Below are 21,190 nucleotides of genomic sequence, written 5' to 3' on the forward strand. Positions count from 1 at the left end.
TGGAAAGTCTTAACTTCTGGCTAATAAGAATCAAAAAATCGCTGACAATTCCCTAAAAAGATACTAAATCAATACTATTTAGCTGCATTCTTTAAAAAATAATTATATTTGGACAATATCACCAAAAGTGGGTATTGCATAAATAAAATATAACTCGTTTTTTTGCATATAATTATTTTAAAGGAAATAACTATAAACTTAAATATTATGATAAAAATTCTATACTTATTGATTGTTGGTATGGTTTGCTTTTTATTCAAAATAATCCAATAAGAATTTTTTCTGAACGTGATAGTTTTCAATAACTATTGTTTTAAGAAATGGTGAATGATTTTACATGGCTTCCAAAAAGGAGGCCTTTTCTAATTAACAAGATTACTAGTATTAACCCGACCCAATTATTTATTAGCCATAAAAAGTACACCGTTAAAACTAGCACCTATAGCTTGACTAATCCGTGAATTATATAAAAATTATACCCCCTAATACTATTTTAATGGACGAGCCGTTCTTAAAATACTTTATATTTGCAATGAAAAATAAATAGACTTAATTTATGAAAAAGCCCCTTTTTGCATTCCTAATCCTTCCAATATTGTTTATCGTATCCAGTTGCAATCGTGGAAAAGCTGCTGACATAGAAACTGGAAAAGAAAAAACTACAACTGTTCAAACTGATTCCGTAAAAGAACCAATTATTCAAACCATTGACACTGTTGATTACAACAAAAGAATGGTGGCTTTGAGCAATAACGACACTACAGGTAGATGGCCGGTAAAGACACCTTATCCTTTGGCCGGAGCATTACTGCCATACAATAGAATTATTGCTTATTATGGTAATTTATATTCGACAAGAATGGGGATTTTAGGAGAAATACCAAGAGCTCAAATGCTTAAGAAATTACAAGGTGAAGTAGCTAAATGGCAAGCTGCCGACCCTTCTGTGAAGGCAATCCCGGCCTTGCATTACATTGCTGTTACAGCCCAAGGCGCCCCTGGTAAAGACAACAAACACCGTATGAGAATGCCCTTCAAGCAAATCGATACCATTCTAAGTTGGGCAAAACCTATTAATGCTTTAGTGTTTGTAGATATCCAAGTGGGACACAGTAATGTAAAAGATGAAGTTACTAATCTGGTACAATATCTTTCAATGCCTAATGTTCATTTAGGAATTGACCCTGAATTTTCATTAAAAAATGGAGAGATTCCTGGATCAAAAATCGGGACTTTTACTGCTGATGATATCAATGATGCTATTGATATTTTGGCCGACCTTGTTCGCAAAAACAAATTGACTCCAAAAGTGCTTATCGTACACCGTTTTACACAAGGTATGGTAACCAACTATAAAAAAATAAAAACAGTTCCCGAAGTTCAAGTAGTAATGGATATGGACGGTTTTGGTGACAAAGTGCTAAAAAAAGATTCTTACAGAAGCTATATTTATAAAGAACCGGTTCAGTTTACCGGATTTAAATTATTTTATAAAAATGATATTAGAAAAAATTGGGTGATGTATACGCCGGAAGAATTAGTGAAATTTACGCCTAAACCTAGCTACATTCAATATCAATAATTCCTTTAAATAAATTTTCGATTTATGAAAAATAGTGCTTTTTTAGTTTTTGCATGTCTTTTTTTATTGGTAGGTTGTCATTCGGAAACCGGTAAAACCAAAAATGACGTTGTTTTATCTGCAGCACCAATTGTAAAAAAAATAGTTCCAAAAAAAACAATGGCTGACGCAGCGACCATTCTTTCCAAAAAAGAAGTGCCTATATTATGCTATCATAACATTAAAGAACTCAAAGCGGGTGATGGCGAAATGACAAAAACATATACGGTTTCACCGGCAAATTTTGCTCAGCAAATGAAAGCCTTATCCGATGCTGGTTACCACAGTATTTTACCCAATCAACTATATGACTACCTTGCATATGATGTTCCATTGCCTTCAAATCCGGTAATGATTACGTTTGACGATACTAGAGGGGAGCAATTTAGTATTGGTGCTGCAGAAATGAAAAAATACGGGTTTAAAGGAGTGTTCTTTGTAATGACCGTTTCGATTGGTCGTCCGGGCTATCTGAGTAAAGAGCAAATTAAAAGCTTATCTGATAGTGGAAATACTATAGCAGCGCATACTTGGGATCATCACATGGTAACTAAATATGCTGGTGACGACTGGAATACGCAATTGGTAAAACCAAAAGCTAAGCTTGAAGAAATCATTGGCAAACCGGTGACGTATTTTGCATATCCATTCGGTTTATGGAATAAAGCAGCGATTCCTGAGTTAAAAAAGAGCGGATACCAAATGGCTTATATTTTAGCGACAAAAAGAGATTCTGTTGACCCGTTGTATACGATCAGACGTATTATTGTTGCTGGTCAATGGTCTACTCCAAGTACCATGGAAGCTATAAGATCTTCTTTTCACTAACAGTTATAAAGAACACACAAGTTAGTCTCATTCTAGCTTATAAAATAGAAATGCCCTGTTCTTGTGATGAGAATAGGGCGTTTTTTATTCGTTTAACTTGTAAAATGAAACTAGTAATCAATATTGAATATCCATTTAGTAAGGGTCCAAAAAAAAAACAGCGTCTTGAATTGTATAATTCTGGGATGCTGTTTGTTATTTAAAAATATAAAGGAAATGGATTCAATAAATCCACTTTCCTTTATTGATCTATTTACCTTGGTGACAACCAACTCTGTGGGTTGTTGTAGGTAGTATTCTGAAGGATTAAAAATTTGATAATCGTTTTTCCTGTTTCATTATTGGTTCTTACCCTTCCTAAACTTTGCTTAATGCTCACCTTATCTCCTTTGCTAACAGAAACTGAACTTAAGTTTTGATAAACGGTAAAGAAATCTCCATGCTGAATCATTACCGCTTTGTTTAAAGGAGATAAAACAATAACACTTGTTACTTCACCACCAAATACTGCTCTGGCATTAGAACCTTGCTCTGTCGTGATTTCCACACCGCTGTTATGAATTGTTAAAGTACTAAATACGGGATGGGGTTGGTCTCCAAAACCCAATGAAATAAATCCTTTTTCTACCGGATAAGGTAATCGTCCTCTATTGGATCTGAAATTATCTGCAATCAATTTGGATTCCGGTGTCAATTCAATTTTTGATGAAGATACTGCCACTTTAGAGACCGGCGCGCTTGGGTTTGCTTTTGCTCTTTCTAATGCCGCTTTTCTATTCGCTTCAGCGATAGCTTGACGAATTAACCTATCAATTTGTTTATCAATTTGTCTCGACTCTTGTTGTTTTTTTCTAATGTCTGCCTGAAGCTTATTCTTGTCTTTTTTAATAGAACTTACTAATCTTTCCTGCTCTTGTTTCTCTTTTTCTAAAGATAATCTTTCCTTCTCTTTTTCGGCAATTAGTTTTTGCTTGGCCGTTTTTTGCACATTTAATCTACCGTTGTAATCCAGGAGTTGGTTCGATTTTGAACTTATTTCCTCGCCTTGCATTTTTCGATAATTGGTGTACTGCTTCATGTATTGCGCTCTTTTATAAGCCTGCAAAAAATTCTCTGAAGACAACAAGAACATGGCTCTACTCTCCTCAGAACGGCTTTTATAGGATTTCACAATCATCTTGGCATAATCAGCTTTGAGGATTTCCAATTCATTTTTAAGCTTATTGATTTTTACCTGATTGACATACATATCATTCCCCAAAAGCTTAGTCTGCTTTTCGGTAGTACTTATTAATTTTTCTTTCAGCTTTATCTTATTGCTTTGGATTACAATTACATTGATCGCACTTTTTTCTTTTTTCTTTACGCTCTGCAAAAGTTTTTCGTTTTCGCGTATTTCTTTTTGGATTTGAGCTTTTCGTGCTTCTAATTTTTCTTGTTGTGATTCTTGGCTCCACAGCAGTGAAGTCATACATATAAAAATTAGGTTAAGGAGAAATTTTGGCATATTAAAAAATATATTTTTTACAAATTTACTTAATTATAATTCTTTTATACCCATTCGGAACACTATAAGGAAAAGAAAGTTCTTCATTGAAGGATACGGTATTGTAATCTAAATTTATTTCGGTCTTCCCTTTTGTCTGTAATGTGTTTATTAAAACATTCGAAGGCAATGTAGCCTCTTTGTACACTTTACTGTCTGAATACGCTACTTTTATAGTTCTATTTTCAGCAGTTTGTGTTATTTCCTGTCTTTTTACCAAAAATTTATCAGCATCAAAGAAAAAAGATTTCTTAGTATTCTTATTCGAAACGTCATCTAATCTGTAGGTTTGTTCCGCCAGTGACTCCGTATATTTTCCTTTATTCAAATCATCTATTGCATCTCCTAACAACATATTTTGGATTTTAGTAAAATCTAAATCGGTTCCCAACCATAAACTCAAACCTCTAAAATCACCTTCAAAGTAACTGCCATTGATTTTCTCGTAATAGCTTACAGATGTTGGGGTAATCAATGCTTTTGCCATTGTAATTCCCAAAAAGCGTATGCTTACCAAAATCTGTTCGTCTTTCTTTATTTTTATTTCTGCCGTAACATTTTGTGTCTGCTTGTCATCTACATAACGGGCATTAGACTTAATATATAATGTAGAAAAATTGTTTTTATTGTTGTAATGATTTTCTATAATTTTATTTGCCGTCAAATGGGTGGCTTTTACATTTGCCTCAGCCACAACCGATTTCGACTTACATGACATCATTAAAACGACCACAGCTAGTATTGCTATTCTTTTCATTGTTTTTTTTCTTTTAATAATTGATTCGCTTTGGAAAAATACATTTCTTTTTTCTTGTCATCGCCCAAACCATTGTATGCTTCTCCAAGTTGGATATTGAAATTTATTTCCATTGTTTTGTCGTCTACCAAATAATCCAAACCCATTTCCAGTATATCCTTAGCTTTTTTAAATTGCTTTAATTGGTTATTTGCCAAACCTGAATAATAATAAAATTGGGGTTGCGACGGAAAAGACTCTATCATTGTCATGGCTTTTTTACCTACCAATTCAAATTGTTTCACTTCGGTATACACTTGAAGCAAAAGCAAATTAGTTTCGATGTCTTCGAAATCTCCGTTTTTTAGAGCCCGTTCATAAAATTTAATGGCTTTATCCCATTGTTTTTTATTATGATAAAACTTCCCTACTTCCTTCGCTACGTTAACTTCTTTGTCTGCATCAAAATAAGCGATTGCTTTTTCTAAATCCGCGGAATACTGCGGGTTTTTATCGGTAAAAATCAAAAACTCATTCAGCATTCTGTGTTTTATTTTCGAATCTATTTTGGCACTTGCCAAAGAAATATTCATAGCGTTTATTGCTTTTTGAGCCTCATTATTCTCCAAATAATTTTTAAATAAACTCACCTGTGCCCATTCCGATGTTGGGATCGCTTCCGCTAATTTCTTGGCGATCTCAAATGCTTTTTCCTCTTCATTATTTCTAGAATATAAATTTATCAACGCGATATAATTCGACTCTTCTTTTGGGTCTTTGTCAATTTGGGTTATCAAATTTGATATTTCCGTGTTTTGATATTTTCCTTCAGACAAAATCCGTATTTTGTATAATTCCCGTCTTTCCGTTTTTCCAGAGGTCGCGTTCAATTCATTGATGAGATTCAACGCTTTGTCAAATTGATTTGTAGCCATGTAAAGTGACGTCAAATCTTCTTTATATTTGGTATCGAATGTGATCAATTTATTAATTACCACTATCGCTTGACTGAAATTCTTGGTTTCATAACTCACATCATACATGCCAACCCAGAACCATGCATTAGTAGGGTCAATTTGGGTGGCGCGTTCAAATGAACTATAGGCATTTTTATAATCTTTTGATGCTGAATAATTTTTTCCCAATTCAAAATATACTGTAGCATTGTTAGGTTGTAACTTCAAACATTTGTCTAAAGAAACAATCGCTTTATCATAGTTTTCAATTCCTTTTTGAAGCAAAGACTCATAAAAAGAATCTTCAAACTGATCTGCATCCTGTTTTATTTCTTCGGGTTCCGTTTGTGCCATTAACAAAGTAGAATTGCATTGCAAAACAAAAAGTATAAATAAAAATGAAAATTTTTTCATTAGTTTTTATTTTTCCTCCACTTTAGGAAGATTAAGTCAAATCTATTCCATCACCGAATAATCTCCTATACTAATGCTGGTAAAATTACCATCGAAACTGGCGTGATTCCCAATCATAGCATTATCCAGATTGGCGTTTTTTATATGAGAATGAGTTTGTACCAAACTATTTTTTATGGTACTGTTAACAACATGACATCCGTTTCCTAATGATACATTGGGTCCAACCGTTGCATTGATCAAAACCACATCTTCTCCAATATAGCAAGGTGGAATAATTGTAGAATTCTCTAGTTTCACATTAAAATCCACTAAATGAATTCCGTCGTTGTGCAAGAACCCTAACATTCTGGAATTTGTATCCACAGTAACATCTTTATTTCCGCAATCCATCCATTCGTCGACTTTACCGGGAACAAATACCATGCCTTTTGCCATCATTTGTTTTATTCCATCGTTAATTTGATATTCTCCACCGTGAATGATGTTATTATCCAATACTAATTGAAGTTCGTTTTTTAAGACGGCAACATCTTTAAAATAGTAAATTCCGATAACGGCAAGATCTGATACAAATTCGGCAGGTTTCTCCACCAATTCGACTATTTCATTTGCTTCGTTTAAGTTGATTACACCAAAAGCTTCCGGATGATCTACTTGTTTTACCCAAATAACACTGTCGGCATTTTGATCTAAATCGAAATCGGCACGAATTAAAGTATCGGCGTAAGCAATAACAGCTGGTCCGCTCAAAGAATCTTTGGCACACATAATAGCGTGACCTGTTCCTAAAGCTTCGTTTTGGTAGTAAATCGTTCCTTTGGCGCCTAATTTTTGGGCGATAGCAATTAATTCTTCTTCAACTTTTTTGCCAAAACTTTCGTGAATAATAAAGGCTACTTCTTCGATATCTTGATTCAACACGCCCGCAATATCTTCTACCAGTCGGTGAACGATTGGTTTTCCAGCGATAGGAATTAATGGTTTAGGAATAGTTAAAGTATGTGGGCGAAGGCGTGATCCACGACCAGCCATAGGGACAATTATTTTCATATTAGCCCCCTAACCCCCGAAGGGGGAAGTACTACTAGGGGTGAGTAGGATTTTAATTTATTATTAGATTCTTTTTATGTTATTTTTCATTTATTCCCCTTTGGGGGTTAGGGGGCTTATTTCACTCCCGTACTTCCAAAACCACCCTCACCTCTGGACGTTTCAGTTAATTCCTGAACTTCTATCCATTCCGCACGTTCGTGTTTGGCGATGATGAGTTGCGCTATGCGTTCTCCGTTTTCGATTACAAACGGTTGGCTGGATAAATTTACTAAAATTACTCCTATTTCCCCACGATAGTCGGCATCAATAGTTCCGGGAGAATTCAGGACGGTGATTCCGTTTTTGGCAGCCAATCCACTTCTTGGACGCACTTGCGCTTCGTACCCGATAGGTAATTCAATAAAAAGACCTGTTTTTACAATGGCCCTTTCTAAAGGTTTTAGTATAATAGAATCTGTTAAACTGGCTCTTAAGTCCATTCCTGCCGAAGCTTTAGTTTCATAATTTGGTAAACTATGAATTGATTTATTGATGATGTTTATTGTCATGATTTTGTTTTTTAGCCCTGATAGCAGTGAAAATCCTTTTAATACCCTGTCAGGGTTTTGAATCCTGACAGGGTAATAAAAGATTGTAACGAATAGCAGGAAATAGCTCCTAAAAATTCAGTAGGATAAACTTAATTCTTTTTGGCGTTTAAAATTCTCGTAAATGTCTCTTTTTCATTATAATATATGAAATATGAAAATAACAATAGTAATCCTATTTTTAAAAAATAATTTTCCCTTAACTGAGGAATATAAAATGAAATGGCTGAAAATAATATTGTAATCGTTAAATAGCTGAAAATTTTATTTATTTCATACGGAATAGGATAACTTTTTTGTCCCATTTTATAGGAGATAATCATCATACTTCCATAAGCAGCAATAGTTGCAATGGCTGAACCATAATAACTCATTGTAGGAATTAATAAATAATTTAACAGCAAAGTTATAATTGCACCAACAATAGAAATATAAGCTCCAATTTTAGTTTTATCTATAATTTTATACCAAACCGAAAGATTGGTGTAAATACCCAGAAAAAAATTGGCTAAAACAATTAATGGAACCACTTTTATTGCATCCCAATATTCGGGATTTGGTACAAGTGGTCGTTTTAACAAGTCGATAAAAGCAATTACAAAAAGACAAATAAACGAGCCGAAAATCACAAAATATTTTGTAATGGTTGCATAGGTCTGCTGTGCATTCTCATTACTGGCATGGCTGAAAAAGAAGGGTTCGATTCCCAATGTATAAGCCGTTCTGAATAATACCATAAACATCCCTATTTTATAACAAGCTGAATAGGCGCCAATATCAGATTTAGAAACATGAAGCCAATCTAAAAGAATTTTATCAAAATGCTCGTTTATTGCAAACGCAATTCCTGCTATTAAAATTGGAAAACCGTAATTCATCATTTTTTTCCATAATGAGTAATCAAATTTCCATGAAATATTTAAGTAGTTTGGAATTAAAACAATAAAAGTAAGTAAGCTAGCTACAAGAGTCGAAATGAAAATGTAACCTATCTGGAAGTTTTCAATATAAATAGTTTTTAAAAAACCGTCAGGATTTTGATGAACTAGTTTTGGCAAAAAAGCAAGAAAAAAGACTGTAAGCAAAAAATTTACGGAAACATTACCAATTTTAATTGCAGCATATTTTAAAGGTTTTTTTTCAGCCCTCAATTTTGAAAATGGAATAATTGCTAAAGCATCAAGTGTCAAAATCCAAATAGTATAAGTAATGTATTCAACATTTATATTTGCCCATTCAGAAAGTGTTTTTCTAAACAATAATGAAATAAATAAAAACCCCAGAGAAGACCAAAAAAGGGTCAGAGTAGATGTCGATATTACATTTTTCTTGTTTTCTTCTGTATTAAAAAATCTAAAAAAAGCGGTTTCCATTCCATAAGATAAAATTACATTAAAGAAAACCAAATACGAGAAAATCACGGAAACTTCCCCCATTTCGCTTTTGTTTGGTAAATAAATAACAAACAATGGATTTAATAAGAAACTGATTATTCTCGGCAAAACCGTTGCGAGTCCGTAAATGGCAGTCTGTTTAAAAAGATTTTTGTATAAACTCAAAATATATGGCTTGAAAATTATAATTTGTATAAAACAAAAATAACTATTTCTTTGGTTTAATCACGCTTGGATACGCAATCATTGGCTTTTCTTTGGGGTTATTTATTTTGAAAAAATAGCTTTTGCCGTTACTTTTATATTCCAATAGTGCTTCGGTGGGTTTCAAAGCAAATTTAGGCTTCGTAATAATTGGCGCTTGGTTGCCATATTCTGTACGACTATCCTTGTGCAAAATTAAATCTGGATTGATATATTTTGGCGCTAAATGAGCCACAAAAATATTTTTTGTTGACTGTTCGAAATCGGCTTCCTGATTTTGAAAATAGATTTTTACTAACTGAATGTCTTTAGAAAGCGGAGTTTCAAATTCAATATAAAAAAGAGTTCCGCTTCCCTTAGATTCTTTTCCGCCAATCCATTTCTGAAAATAAACTAATTTTATCTTTTGTGGGAAGCTAGTTTTTATGTCTTCTTTTGAAGCACAGTAAACCAGACTTCCTATGATTAATAAAAAAAACACAATTTGTAAAGAAATTTTCATCTTTTAGCGATTTAGCTTAATCCCTCTTCATTTAAAATTTTCAAGAAATGAAATCCTTTTGGAACGAAACCTTGGTTGTAATAAAAACGGTGTGCAGTATAATTTCCTGTAAAAGCGTCTAAAACAATCATCGTACAACCCGTTTCTTTGGCCAAAGCATCCACATAATCCGTCATCATCTTACCCAAACCTTTAGAGCGATGTTCCGGATGCACAATAAAGTTGTCTATCTCGATGTATTTTCCCGACCAAAGTTTTGTGCCTGACCAGAAACCTGAAACAGCAACACAAATCTCATTTTCAAATACGGCAACCTGCTTGTAATTATGCGGAATCATCTCAACCAGATAGGATTCATATTTCTCTAAAGTAAATGCAGGATATAAAAATCGCATTACTTCAATATTAGCGAGCATTTCTTCTATTGTAGTGAGTTCTTTGATTATTAAAGGCATTGTTTCTTTTGTTTTTTTAAAACATAAAATTAATAAAAAAGTTGACTTATGTCGGCTATTGATTTAGCCTAACTTTTTAATTTACTTAAATTTTCGGATTGTATTTGTACCAAAGATAATAAATTCATGTTATTACTTTAATCATTGTTTATGCTCCACCATTTTATAATACCTATATAAATGATCATAAATTAACAACTCATACATTCTTTGTTTTGACGTGTATTGTCGGTTTATCATCATGTGAATATGACTCCTTAAAAAACTAGACAAAGGAATTTGTAAATTATCTTTGATTGACAGAATTGTTTTATTGATTTGATCTTGTTTTTCTTGTATCACTTTGAAAATTTCAGGATAATCATTTATAGCTGTTCCTGACAAGAAACGTTGTGTTTCCTGAGATAATCCTCTATACTGTTTATCCATTTCTTTTTTTAAAACGGTATCTGCGTCAAATTCCTTTTTGAAAGACAGCTGCAATTCATCCATTAAAACCAACTTGTCAGCATTGGTCAACGAAAATGAATTTAAAAAACTATCAATAGCACTAAAACTAAAAAACAGTTGCGTTTCATTTTTTGTAAAAGAAGATTTTATGGATAAATAATGTAAAATCATCTCACTATCATGCCAAAAAAGAGATTCTGAATCGATCATCGTATTTTCGCCATACCTTTCAATTTCTCTTTGATAGGTATCTGTCTGTACTTTCCAAGCCATATTTTCTTCAAGCAACTTATTTAAAATGGGATAGATTTTTGCAATTGCGATTGATACGTTTTCCGGGGTTTTACAATAAAATCGGATTCTTATATGTTCACTGGGGTCTTTGTATCTGATAAAAAACCATTTGTTAATTATTTTTTCTTCTTTTAAATCAAAAATTACCGGATATAGTTCTTCGAGTAAAGTAATATCTGCGGTTTTCACACCGGTATATATTTTATAATACAACCATTCACTCCCTATGCAGAAATCTCTTTTCATACTTTACAATTCTTCTTTATAAAATGATAGTATAAACTGATTAGTAAAATATTCTCCATTGGTATTTTTTACGATAGAATCTTCTGTAAATAAAAATTCCTCTAACGTGATTTTAGAGAAATTTCGGACTGATTTTAAAAATAGTTGAACACAAACTTCTTTTTCAAAATCAAGCAAAAGGGTGTTGTCATAATTGACCCAGTTTGCAAATCGCGGAATGTTTCGCTCTAATCTCCATGCTGTAAATAATTTAAATAATTCGGAGTCAATTTGTTTAGAAAATGTTTCTATTTCTTTTTTATTCACCATCCATTTAGCTTTCGAAAGGATCACCCCTTTGTAGTCAATCCTTGGGAAAAAATTATAATGCGACTCCAGAACACCCCAATTGAAACTATAAACTGGTTTTAAATCTTGTGACTGTAAATCACATAAAAAATGATAAATAGGCAAGGACTTACTGGAATAATTATGGGCATTAGACAAACAAGGAACGACCTCTTTATTGTGTTTTTTGGATCGCAAGACAATTTTATTGCTTTTAATGGAAACCATCAAATCATTTAAGTCAATAGTGTAATCTTGGTTTACTCCCGAATTAGAAAGATATGCAATTTCATACGCTCTTAAAACGGGTCTTCTCAATATATTTCCGGTTCTTGATTCAGGAATATGCACCATTTCTGCAAGAATTTTGTTGGGATGATGGGCTGCCTCCTTTTCAACAATTTCATTTGTCAAATTATGGATAGCCACATTCCCATTACAAAAACGACCCAACAATTTTGCAGCACTCACATCGCCCGAAGATTCAATAGCTATTCCTTCATTACTAAAAACGGCAATCATTACTGAAAAAGTGGCTGGTGTATTATCCCAGTTGGCATCAAAATCAGGAAAATCTTTTTCAGAAAGTGAGATAACTTTCTCGTTTTTTAAGAGGCATTCTTGCCATTTTTTCTCTACTATAAAATCGTAGGCAGTCCAAGATTGATTTTCTGCTTCAGGAATTTTACTTTTAAAAGAAAATTTTTCTAATATTTCATGAGTGTCATTCATTTCAGAATTTTGAAGATACCCAATACCAGTTTCGCTGTCTAAAACAATAGTCAATGGCATTTCTCTTGATTCATATCTTTGGGTAAAAGCTTTTATAAAATTTACTCGATTTACAGACTCCCTTTTCTTTTGAATTCCATTTAAAAAACGGATGGCCTGCAGCACTTTTCCATATGTATTATCGCTTAAGGTATTTACTGCTGTACTAGTATTTAAATCGGTTTGAAACAGGTATTTTTCATCATATTCCACACCTGTTTTTTGGATTAGCATTTTTATTTCTTCATACTTTTTTTCAGAAGGAATAAGAGTTGCGTCTAATTTCAAAAACTGCTTTTTTATTCTTTGCAAAAGTTCGCAGTCCTCTTTTAAAGCAGGGATTTTATTAAAAATAGCGAAAACTCTTTCCCATTCATCGCTTCCTGTTATTGTTCCGTCAAGTTCACTTACAAGAAACTGAAAATCGATAAGCTGATTAATATATTCTAAAGCTTCTGCTGTTTCAGAATCATCATCAGCAAGAAGAGAAACCATTTCATCAACAGTCATACCCGATTTTGCTTGGAACAATAAGTCTTTCAATAGTGTCGATTTTCTAAGTGCCGAAATACTATGTTCTCTTTTTGTTTTTACATAGTTGTATTCTACATATCTGAAAAAATCGCCAAGAGCATAGATGGAATTATTGGGATAGAATTTAAGATGGGGCCTAACCTCTTTCCGTTTAGAAAAATCTTGTAATAGGGCCACCCAAAATTGCATATCAAATTGTGTAAAACGTGTACAATCCTCAGGAGATTTAAGTACAATGTTCGTTTTAGAAGCTATTTTGCCTATCGCACAACCAGCAAACAAACCGAAAGGGGTACAACGAGCTGACATTCTTGCTATATATTTCAGTAAGCTAAATTCTAAACCATTCCTTTTTTTATTGGATAGACCAGAAGGGTTTTCTTTCCATTTGTCTAAAGCAATTAGCAGTTCTGGTGAAGCCATGCGAATTGCTTCTCTAACAAAAGGACTTTCAAATAATTTCAATAAGGTTTCTTGGGAATAATTTTCCAATAAATCAAAATAGAAAGGCAATGGAAATAAAGGGGTTCTTAAAACATGAGACGAGAAAGGCTGAACTCTATAATTGTTCATTAGGGTTTCTGCTTACTCATTTTTTCTGCGAGTTGCATCGCATTATAAACATTTAAAACTTTACCTGATTTAGATAATTCCGTAAAAGGAACTTTTTTGTCTTTTGAACCAGGAACCAGAACTTCTATTTCATAAGCAGTACCCGAATCAAGAATGATTTGTTTTACCTCAGTCACAGTAAGTTTAGGGTAATACGACCATATTAAAGCAGCCGTTCCTGAAACCATTGGTCCCGCTAAGGAAGTTCCTGAATCTGATGCATACGTATTACCAGCCGATGTAGAATATATTTCGTCACCTGGGGCAAATAAATCGACATTTTGTTTGCCATAATTAGAAAAACGGGATACAAAAGTACTGTCTAATTTAGATGAAATTGATCCCACATTTATAAAATTCCCGCAGGCTTCTTTAGATCCGTCAAAAGCAACATCACTTGGATAATACGGATTTTCATCAACATTAAAGCTATCGTTTCCAGCAATGTGAACGAGTAAAACATTATGGTCTTCGGCATAATTAAAGGCCTCTAATACCCATTTTTTATGCAAGGAGAACTCTTTCCCAAAAGACATATTGATTACTTTGGCACCATTGTCAACCGCATACCGTATCGCCATGGCGATATCTTTATCGTGCTCATCACCCGATGCAGAAATATTTAAGGGCATGATTTTTACGTTTTGTGCAATCCCTTTTATGCCCTTATTATTTTTTCTATTGGCAGCGATGATCCCTGATACTTTTGTAGAATGATCTTGAAAAGGTCTGTGACCCGCTTTATTGTTACTAACGTTGTTATTGCCATATCCTTTTTCTAGAATTTTAGAATTATCACCTATAAAAGTACGTTCATCAAAATTTATATTGAGGTTTTTGTTTACAATGGAGTCTACTTGCGTCTCATTATCCATTACTTTCTCCAATGTTCTATCATTAAAATCAAATCTAGCTTTCATAAATCCAATTAGAGCCCCCAAATCCAAATCATTGTCTTCTCTTCGCTGTCTAAAATTTTTGTCGTTTATTTTATGGATTTTATAGATACTGTCCAACTGTTTATACGTATAATCTTCTTTAGGAAAAAAATATTTTAAAGTGTCTTTTACTACAGGAAATAAGGCCACACTATATCTTGAGGATTTAAGCCAATTTTTATAATCCGAATTTTCTTCTTCATAAATTTTTAAGGCTCTTTGGTATTCTATGTAATCAGGGAGCTGTCGAGGTGAAATTTGGTCTACAGTCTTACTTTTAAATAATGGTCCCCATTCCCTCAATATTCTAATATATTCAAAATTGCCCCAAACTACATAATCCCCTTTTTTATTTGAGGTAAAATTCCAACCATTAACATCATCTATATAACCATTGTGATCGTCATCAATTCTATTGCCAGCAATTTCATTGGGGTTAGTCCAAATTTGTCCCTCTAAATCTTCATGACCCAGATCGATTTGAGTGTCTATTACAGCAACTATGATACTTTTGCTCTTTGGTTTCTTTTTGTTTTGACGATACCATTTATCTAAGGAAATGCCTGGTATGGTATCTTGTTGATAATCTTTACGATACCAAGTTTGTGATGCTAATGAAGTAAGCTTCTTTTTAGCTATTGATTTGACGGAAGAAGTGGTAGATTCCTTTGTTGATTTGCAACCTATTAAAAAGAATAAAAATAAAAGGAAAGTATAAATTGGCTTCATTAGGATTTCTGTTTACTCACTTTTTCAGCCAGTTTCATGGCATTATATACATTTAAAACTTTACCCGATTTAGATAATTCCGAAAAAGGAACTTTTTTGTCTTTTGAGCCAGGAACTAGAACTTCTAGATCATAAGCAGTACCCGAATCTAGAATGATTTGTTTTACCTCAGTCACAGTAAGTTTAGGGTAATACGACCATATTAAAGCAGCAGTACCAGAAACCATTGGTCCCGCTAAGGAAGTTCCTGAATCAGAAACATACGTATTGCCTGCTGATGTGGTATAAATTTCATCCCCTGGTGCAAATAAATCGACGTTCTGCTTACCATAATTAGAAAAAGTGGATACAAAAGTGCTATCCAGTTTAGACGAGATGGAACCCACGTTGATGAAATTACCGCATACTTCTTTTGAACCGTCAAAAATATTGTCGCTTGGGTAATACGGATTTTCATCAACATTAAACCCATTATTTCCTGAGCAATGAACAAGTAAGACATCGTGCTCTTGGGCATATTTAAAGGCTTCAAACACCCATTCTTTACGCACTGAAAATTCTTTCCCAAAAGACATATTGATTACTTTGGCCCCGTTATCAACCGCATATCGTATCGCCATGGCAATGTCTTTATCATGCTCATCGCCAGAAAAAGAAATGCTCAAAGGCATTATTTTTACATTGTCAGCAATCCCTTTTATTCCTTTATTATTTTCTCTATCGGCAGCTATAATTCCTGATACTTTGGTGCAATGTTCTTGGATATTTCTATACCCTTCTTTGTTTATACTAATATTGTTATTGCCATAACTTTTTTCAAGAAGATTAGGGTTGTCTCCAATAGAAATACGCTCATTAAAATTAATGTTAAGATTTTTATTAATAATAGAATCCGACTGTGCTTCATTTTCTTTGATGACATCAAAACTTTTTTGATTAACTTCAAAATTAACCATCATACCGTCGATTAATGAACCCAAATCTGTATCATTATCATCACTTCTTTGACCAAATGTTTTGTTATTTATCTTGTGTTTTTTATACATACTATCCAATTGTTGATAGGTATAGTCTTCTTTTGGGAAATAATGTTTCAAACTATCTTTTGCTAACGAATAAGTAGCCATGCAATGTTTTGTAATTTTAAGTAAATTTTTGTAATAAATAGTTTTCTCCTCCAGTATTTTTACTGCTCTTAAGTATTGTTTATAATTTGGTAAGTCTTTAACGGCGATTTCATTTTCTGTTTTGTCTTTAAATAATGGGTCCCACATTCTCACAAAACGAACGTATTCAAAATTCCCCCATACTATATAGCCTCCATTTTTGGTCCCTGTAAAATTCCATCCATTTGTATCATCAATATAGCCATTGTGGTCATCATCGATACCGTTATTGGCAATTTCTTTTGGATTGATCCAAATATTACCTTGCAAATCTTCATGTATTCTATCTATCTGAGTATCAATTACTGCTACGATAACACTTTTATTTTTTTGTTTTTTTGGGTTTTGACTATACCATTTATCAATCGAAATGCCAGGAATTCCATCTTGTTTGTAATCTTTTTGATACCAAAATTGTAGTGCTTCTTTTGTATTTTCTTTTTTGTCAAGAGAGTTCTCGGAAAGAAAATTTAATTCTTTTGCAGATTTGCAACCTGATAATAATAATAATAATAATAGAAGCTTATAGTTAGATTTCATAAAATGTTTGAGCTCAGGAATGTCTATCTACTAACTTTAATAACAATTGATTGAGTATCTGTTACTGTTGCAATGTCATCATTATTTATATTTCCGCCGTTAATTAAATGCATATTTTTCAATTTCGCTACTTTCATTTTTTCCAAATCAAATTTATTATTTGATTTTTTGTCTTTGTTTGTTTTCATTTTTATTGATTTTGTTGATTTGTAAGAATGCAAATGTATAATGTCATTCCTTTATGATTAATGAATTGTCGAATTTTTACATATCGGAATTCCTGAATTCCGACTTTTGAAATTGCTTAAATTGTTAATAATAAGCAATGTAGTGTATTTGTGTTCAGCCAAGCTCTTTGATGAAATATGTAGGTTTAATCCCTGTATTTTTATAAAAAGCCGCCGAAAAGGATTCGGCACTATTAAATCCAAATTCTTTAGCGAGGGCATAAATGGTATATTTTCTCAATTTAGTGTTCTTTTTTAATTGCACAATAACATGCTCAATTCTTAAATCATTAATGTATTGAATAAATGTTTTGCCCTTATGGGTATTTACAATTTTTGATACATATTTACTATTGGTTTCAAATGTCGTTGAAAGCATTTGTATTGTAACATTAGCTTGCAAATATTCTTTTTTAGATTCAAAACGTTTTAGTTTTTCTAGAATTTGATTGATCAATTCTTCTGCAATTCCTATGTCTTCTTTGTTATTATTGGTTTGAATTTCAATTTCTTCGTTAGGAGTATTTGTTAAATGTTCATTGGATATCTCAGTTTGATTCATAATTTTTTCAAATCGGGATCTGTAATTTTTTTTAAGGCTGTGTTGGTAAATGCCAAATCCAGTAATCGAAACAGTAATTAAAAACAAACCTCCAATACCCCAATAGGACTTTGTATTTTGGTCTTCCAGAGATTGAATTAGTGTTTCTTTTTCCAAAAATATTTGCGGTATATCGTACTCCTTTTGTAGTTTTTTTGTTAATTCTTTATAATTTTTTTGCAAAGTACTGTCTATGTACATGTATTGTGTAAGATACTTTAGTTGATTTTCCTTGTCCCCCTTGTCTTTGTAATACGAAATTAAATAAGGATATCCACTTGTGAATTCGGGGGTAATTCTTTTTGTTTTTTGGTAAAGCGAGTCCATTTTAATAAAGTTTTTTACCGCTTCACTTTTTTTACCTAATCCATCATACACTTTCCCAAAATAATAATAAGCAGCCAAAGTGTTTCCTTCATCTTTATACTCTATCATTTTTGGTAACGCTTTTTTAATGCTGTCAAAAGCTGCTTTATAATTTTTTTTTAATACCAAGTTGGCACCTTCATTTAATATGAAAAGTGAATTATACCTCTCGTTTTTGGTGAATTTCGACTCCCTATATCCCAGTTTATTGTAATACGTTGCAGAATCAGTTTGATTTAGTGCTTTATACGAGTCTGCAAGAGCAAATATTGTATTTTGATAGTTTATAGAATATTTAGGGGTTCTTACCTCTTTGGCTTTGTAATATTTAAAGCATTCTTTATATAAATTTAATGCTTCAATTGTTTCTCCCAATTCTTCAGAGCGCAATACCGCAATGGAATATTTAATCTCATAGTAATAATCAATATTATTCTTATATGCATATTTTTCAGCTAAAATAAAATTATCAATAGCCTCTTTAAATTTAAACTGTGCTTTTAATTCATATGCTTTTTCAGTATAAGCAACTGCTGGGAAATCTATATCATTAGTGTTTCTAGAATATTTAATTACACTATCTAAAAAACAAATTGACTTAGTTCCTTTGTTTATTATGGAATACATGTAATAGCCTTTTGCTATTCTAATAGAAGTTTGCTCTTGTTTTGCTTTAGCCAGATACGCATTGGCATACTCTATTTGTTTAGTATGGTTTTTCTCATTTTCAATAAACAACTTCTTCAAGTCATCGTAAGGAAGTCGGGTAAGGTCTTTTTTTTGGACTTGTCCTAGTAAAGCAAGCGGTAATAAGAATAAAAAAAGTGTTTTACTCCAAAGAAAGTGAGCCATCAGGTGTGATTTTTTGCAAAAATAGAGCAAAACAAAAAGAAATCTGCAATAAATGATGATTTTTACTCACTTGACTTAAGTAGTTATATTATAGCTATTTACGCATTAACAAACACCGAAATTCCTGAAAACAGTGTCGATATTCCCGAATTCCAATAACGACCGTTTGTTTTGAACGTCGTCTTTACCCTAGTTTTGGCATCAGAAAATGAAACAAAATTTATTAGTAAGACGTTACTTGTGAAAGCAGAATCATTTTCTAAATTATAATCGGGCCGATTGTAAGGGGAATAATACAGCTGTTGTGTAACCCTAAAAAAAACAGAGCAGAAGGTTTTTAGATAAAGCTAAGTTGTAATCCTAAAAAACAAAGCAAACGGAATTTACAGCTGCCGGAGTAAAGAATGTAAAAATGGATTAAAAAAAGAAAGTTCTCGAGAAACTCCTTTTGTCACAAAAAAATGTTTAATCTTGGCTGTCTGAGACAGGTTAAAAAACTAGAAAAAATGAATTTAGAAAATTTGAATTTAGTAGAGCTTAATGCTCAAGAGCAACAAGAAGTTGTGGGCGGGTCATGGTTAAGTAGACAATGGGATTCTGTTAAATCATATTTAGCAGAAGCTTACTACGATTATATAGAAAACCAAAGCTTGTCAAAAGAATAATTGCAAACAAAATATTTTGAAAAATAAAAAAATAACAGATATGAATTTAGATAATTTAAATTTAGTAGAGCTTAATGCTCAAGAAGTAATAAGTACCGATGGCGGATGGTATATTATGAGAATGACCGGCTTTTTAGATGGGATTGATGGAAATTTCCACATTTCATTTTTTGGAGGAGGTAGTAATTAATTGAAAAACGAAAAAAATAATTTAAACAATTATAAAAAAAATATCATTATGAATTTAGAAAATTCGAATTTAGAGGAACTTAGCGCACAAGAAATCATGAATATTGATGGAGGATGGTATATACTTCGTATAACAGGAGTATTAGATGGTATAGAAGGGAATACTCATTTTAGCTGGTTCAACTTTAATTAAAAAAGAATTCTTGCAAAAAGAGAGATAGCTGTGAAAAACTATCTTTCTTTTTTATAAATTTAAATATGAAATATAAATTAGTATTACTCCTCTTTTTTATTAACCTTAATTCATTGCTGTTTTCGCAAGAATTTCGGGATAAAGTATCTAATGAGAAAATTTCTTTTGTTGAAATTTATTCAGACAAAGGAAATTTAATTGGAATTACAGATGTAGATGGTTTGCTATCAATCGACTTGAAGAATAAAATCATGGCATCTAATTCTATGTATTTAACTTTTGTTAATTCATTTTTTGAAAATGAAGTTATTGGGATCGATGATTTTTATGATGGAGCAGTTTTTAAAATGAATCCAATTGTTAATGAACTGAAAGAAATTGTTATTTCACCAAAAAAAGACAAAAATCAGTATTTGGTTCTTAAAACGTATGTTAGAAGTCTGCAAATAAATAACAACAAAATACATTATTTTATGGATGGAATAGTGGAATACTATATTTCATTAAAAACAAATAAAGTAAAAATAAAATTTCTCTCGAACAGATCTTTTGAGAACAAATCAATCAGCCAATTAAAAGAGAAAGGGTTGGCTAAGATTTATTTTCAAATTATTGGAGCACCAATAATAAATGAATTTTTAAATTATAATAATTTACAAGAAAATTATAATTTTCAAAAAGCGGAAACAGAAATTAAAATAATTACTAAAGAAGATAATAGTCTAAAAGGAAATTTTTTTACGAATGAAAGTGGTGCTAATTTAAGTTTAGGAATTATTACAAATGATAAACCGAAAGTAATGAAAGGTTTGGGTCTAGAAAACATTTTGAATAATTTCAATATTAAATCACATTTTAATACAACTGCTTTTGAGGAAATAGGAATTAATACTCTTTTTTATTTTAAAGAGACAAGGAATTATGAAATAAAAGCCAAGAAAGACAAAGAATATCAAAAAGTTGATGTAATTCATGAAGTTTTTGTTTTAGATTATAGGTTTTCAGAAAGAATAGATGCTAAAAAAATGGACAATAATTATAGTTTTATAAATTCGAGTTCTTATACTGAAAAATATTGGGAAAATGTAGAGAATCAATTATTTCAACCTCTTCCTAAATCATTAGAGTTATACATACAGGAAAACTTAACTGAGATAAAAAAATAATTTGGCCAATTATGAGGGATTGATA

The 21,190-nt window shown here is 32.1% G+C and carries 20 protein-coding genes; 6 read left to right on the forward strand and 14 right to left on the reverse strand.

The window, feature by feature from the left end; all coding sequences use genetic code 11:
• Positions 1–556 precede the first annotated feature (556 nt).
• Positions 557–1,582: a hypothetical protein gene (locus tag ACFX5F_RS13650; RefSeq protein WP_379852563.1), complete on the forward strand. Its 1,026-nt coding sequence runs from the start codon at positions 557–559 to the stop codon at positions 1,580–1,582.
• A gap of 24 nt (positions 1,583–1,606) precedes the next feature.
• Positions 1,607–2,449 carry a polysaccharide deacetylase family protein gene (locus ACFX5F_RS13655; protein ID WP_379852564.1) on the forward strand — a complete coding sequence of 281 codons (843 nt, stop codon included), beginning with the start codon at positions 1,607–1,609 and terminating at the stop codon, positions 2,447–2,449.
• A gap of 253 nt (positions 2,450–2,702) precedes the next feature.
• Here the strand turns inward: ACFX5F_RS13655 and ACFX5F_RS13660 are convergent, their stop codons facing one another.
• From ACFX5F_RS13660 to ACFX5F_RS13725, 14 genes are all read right to left on the reverse strand, one after another.
• The gene (locus tag ACFX5F_RS13660) at positions 2,703–3,920 is read right to left on the reverse strand and encodes a murein hydrolase activator EnvC family protein (RefSeq protein ID WP_379852565.1); all 1,218 of its coding nucleotides are present in this window, start codon (positions 3,918–3,920) and stop codon (positions 2,703–2,705) included.
• A 61-nt stretch (positions 3,921–3,981) separates the two neighbouring features.
• Positions 3,982–4,752, reverse strand: a complete 771-nt coding sequence (gene lolB1, locus ACFX5F_RS13665; RefSeq protein ID WP_379852566.1) for a lipoprotein insertase outer membrane protein LolB1 — start codon at positions 4,750–4,752, stop codon at positions 3,982–3,984.
• Positions 4,749–6,101 carry a tetratricopeptide repeat protein gene (locus tag ACFX5F_RS13670; RefSeq protein WP_379852567.1) on the reverse strand — a complete coding sequence of 451 codons (1,353 nt, stop codon included), beginning with the start codon at positions 6,099–6,101 and terminating at the stop codon, positions 4,749–4,751. Before ACFX5F_RS13670 ends, lolB1 begins: the two co-directional genes overlap by 4 nt.
• Before the next feature lie 42 nt (positions 6,102–6,143).
• Positions 6,144–7,154, reverse strand: coding sequence for a sugar phosphate nucleotidyltransferase (locus tag ACFX5F_RS13675; protein WP_379852568.1), 1,011 nt, complete (start codon positions 7,152–7,154; stop codon positions 6,144–6,146).
• A gap of 116 nt (positions 7,155–7,270) precedes the next feature.
• Positions 7,271–7,705 (reverse strand): dUTP diphosphatase, encoded by a 435-nt coding sequence (gene dut / locus ACFX5F_RS13680; protein WP_379852569.1) that lies wholly within the window; start codon positions 7,703–7,705, stop codon positions 7,271–7,273.
• A gap of 131 nt (positions 7,706–7,836) precedes the next feature.
• The gene (locus ACFX5F_RS13685; protein WP_379852570.1) at positions 7,837–9,303 is read right to left on the reverse strand and encodes a lipopolysaccharide biosynthesis protein; all 1,467 of its coding nucleotides are present in this window, start codon (positions 9,301–9,303) and stop codon (positions 7,837–7,839) included.
• Positions 9,304–9,346: 43 nt separating this feature from the next.
• Positions 9,347–9,844 carry a hypothetical protein gene (locus ACFX5F_RS13690; RefSeq protein ID WP_379852571.1) on the reverse strand — a complete coding sequence of 166 codons (498 nt, stop codon included), beginning with the start codon at positions 9,842–9,844 and terminating at the stop codon, positions 9,347–9,349.
• Between the two features lie 11 nt (positions 9,845–9,855).
• Positions 9,856–10,299, reverse strand: coding sequence for a GNAT family N-acetyltransferase (locus ACFX5F_RS13695; protein ID WP_379852572.1), 444 nt, complete (start codon positions 10,297–10,299; stop codon positions 9,856–9,858).
• Between the two features lie 141 nt (positions 10,300–10,440).
• On the reverse strand, positions 10,441–11,289 hold the full coding sequence (locus ACFX5F_RS13700; RefSeq protein WP_379852573.1) for a thiopeptide-type bacteriocin biosynthesis protein: 849 nt from the start codon (positions 11,287–11,289) through the stop codon (positions 10,441–10,443).
• A 3-nt stretch (positions 11,290–11,292) separates the two neighbouring features.
• Positions 11,293–13,494 (reverse strand): lantibiotic dehydratase family protein, encoded by a 2,202-nt coding sequence (locus ACFX5F_RS13705; RefSeq protein WP_379852574.1) that lies wholly within the window; start codon positions 13,492–13,494, stop codon positions 11,293–11,295.
• The gene (locus tag ACFX5F_RS13710; RefSeq protein ID WP_379852575.1) at positions 13,494–15,200 is read right to left on the reverse strand and encodes a S8 family peptidase; all 1,707 of its coding nucleotides are present in this window, start codon (positions 15,198–15,200) and stop codon (positions 13,494–13,496) included. Before ACFX5F_RS13710 ends, ACFX5F_RS13705 begins: the two co-directional genes overlap by 1 nt.
• Positions 15,200–16,906 (reverse strand): S8 family serine peptidase, encoded by a 1,707-nt coding sequence (locus tag ACFX5F_RS13715; protein WP_379852576.1) that lies wholly within the window; start codon positions 16,904–16,906, stop codon positions 15,200–15,202. Before ACFX5F_RS13715 ends, ACFX5F_RS13710 begins: the two co-directional genes overlap by 1 nt.
• Before the next feature lie 23 nt (positions 16,907–16,929).
• Positions 16,930–17,094, reverse strand: a complete 165-nt coding sequence (locus ACFX5F_RS13720) for a hypothetical protein (protein WP_379852577.1) — start codon at positions 17,092–17,094, stop codon at positions 16,930–16,932.
• Between the two features lie 154 nt (positions 17,095–17,248).
• Positions 17,249–18,952, reverse strand: a complete 1,704-nt coding sequence (locus ACFX5F_RS13725; protein WP_379852578.1) for a helix-turn-helix domain-containing protein — start codon at positions 18,950–18,952, stop codon at positions 17,249–17,251.
• Between the two features lie 506 nt (positions 18,953–19,458).
• Between ACFX5F_RS13725 and ACFX5F_RS13730 the strand changes: the two genes are divergently transcribed.
• The 4 genes from ACFX5F_RS13730 to ACFX5F_RS13745 all read left to right on the forward strand — a co-directional run bounded on the left by ACFX5F_RS13730 (position 19,459) and on the right by ACFX5F_RS13745 (position 21,165).
• Positions 19,459–19,617 carry a hypothetical protein gene (locus tag ACFX5F_RS13730; RefSeq protein ID WP_379852579.1) on the forward strand — a complete coding sequence of 53 codons (159 nt, stop codon included), beginning with the start codon at positions 19,459–19,461 and terminating at the stop codon, positions 19,615–19,617.
• 16 nt (positions 19,618–19,633) lie between these two features.
• On the forward strand, positions 19,634–19,807 hold the full coding sequence (locus ACFX5F_RS13735; RefSeq protein ID WP_379852580.1) for a hypothetical protein: 174 nt from the start codon (positions 19,634–19,636) through the stop codon (positions 19,805–19,807).
• 48 nt (positions 19,808–19,855) lie between these two features.
• On the forward strand, positions 19,856–19,999 hold the full coding sequence (locus ACFX5F_RS13740; RefSeq protein WP_379852581.1) for a hypothetical protein: 144 nt from the start codon (positions 19,856–19,858) through the stop codon (positions 19,997–19,999).
• A gap of 65 nt (positions 20,000–20,064) precedes the next feature.
• The gene (locus ACFX5F_RS13745) at positions 20,065–21,165 is read left to right on the forward strand and encodes a hypothetical protein (protein WP_379852582.1); all 1,101 of its coding nucleotides are present in this window, start codon (positions 20,065–20,067) and stop codon (positions 21,163–21,165) included.
• The last annotated feature ends 25 nt before the right edge of the window (positions 21,166–21,190 follow it).

It is taken from the genome of Flavobacterium zhoui (genome assembly GCF_042787235.1).
Taxonomy (GTDB): Bacteria; Bacteroidota; Bacteroidia; order Flavobacteriales; family Flavobacteriaceae; genus Flavobacterium; species Flavobacterium zhoui.

Bases quoted from the DNA above. Each gene is read 5' to 3' on its own strand.
- ACFX5F_RS13650 (WP_379852563.1), top strand. From the start codon at position 557: ATGAAAAAGCCCCTTTTTGCATTCCTAATCCTTCCAATATTGTTTATC.
- ACFX5F_RS13655 (WP_379852564.1), top strand. From the start codon at position 1,607: ATGAAAAATAGTGCTTTTTTAGTTTTTGCATGTCTTTTTTTATTGGTA.
- ACFX5F_RS13660 (WP_379852565.1), bottom strand. From the start codon at position 3,920: ATGACTTCACTGCTGTGGAGCCAAGAATCACAACAAGAAAAATTAGAA.
- lolB1 (WP_379852566.1), bottom strand. From the start codon at position 4,752: ATGAAAAGAATAGCAATACTAGCTGTGGTCGTTTTAATGATGTCATGT.
- ACFX5F_RS13670 (WP_379852567.1), bottom strand. From the start codon at position 6,101: ATGAAAAAATTTTCATTTTTATTTATACTTTTTGTTTTGCAATGCAAT.
- ACFX5F_RS13675 (WP_379852568.1), bottom strand. From the start codon at position 7,154: ATGAAAATAATTGTCCCTATGGCTGGTCGTGGATCACGCCTTCGCCCA.
- dut (WP_379852569.1), bottom strand. From the start codon at position 7,705: ATGACAATAAACATCATCAATAAATCAATTCATAGTTTACCAAATTAT.
- ACFX5F_RS13690 (WP_379852571.1), bottom strand. From the start codon at position 9,844: ATGAAAATTTCTTTACAAATTGTGTTTTTTTTATTAATCATAGGAAGT.
- ACFX5F_RS13695 (WP_379852572.1), bottom strand. From the start codon at position 10,299: ATGCCTTTAATAATCAAAGAACTCACTACAATAGAAGAAATGCTCGCT.
- ACFX5F_RS13700 (WP_379852573.1), bottom strand. From the start codon at position 11,289: ATGAAAAGAGATTTCTGCATAGGGAGTGAATGGTTGTATTATAAAATA.
- ACFX5F_RS13705 (WP_379852574.1), bottom strand. From the start codon at position 13,494: ATGAACAATTATAGAGTTCAGCCTTTCTCGTCTCATGTTTTAAGAACC.
- ACFX5F_RS13710 (WP_379852575.1), bottom strand. From the start codon at position 15,200: ATGAAGCCAATTTATACTTTCCTTTTATTTTTATTCTTTTTAATAGGT.
- ACFX5F_RS13715 (WP_379852576.1), bottom strand. From the start codon at position 16,906: ATGAAATCTAACTATAAGCTTCTATTATTATTATTATTATTATCAGGT.
- ACFX5F_RS13720 (WP_379852577.1), bottom strand. From the start codon at position 17,094: ATGAAAACAAACAAAGACAAAAAATCAAATAATAAATTTGATTTGGAA.
- ACFX5F_RS13725 (WP_379852578.1), bottom strand. From the start codon at position 18,952: ATGGCTCACTTTCTTTGGAGTAAAACACTTTTTTTATTCTTATTACCG.
- ACFX5F_RS13730 (WP_379852579.1), top strand. From the start codon at position 19,459: ATGAATTTAGAAAATTTGAATTTAGTAGAGCTTAATGCTCAAGAGCAA.
- ACFX5F_RS13740 (WP_379852581.1), top strand. From the start codon at position 19,856: ATGAATTTAGAAAATTCGAATTTAGAGGAACTTAGCGCACAAGAAATC.
- ACFX5F_RS13745 (WP_379852582.1), top strand. From the start codon at position 20,065: ATGAAATATAAATTAGTATTACTCCTCTTTTTTATTAACCTTAATTCA.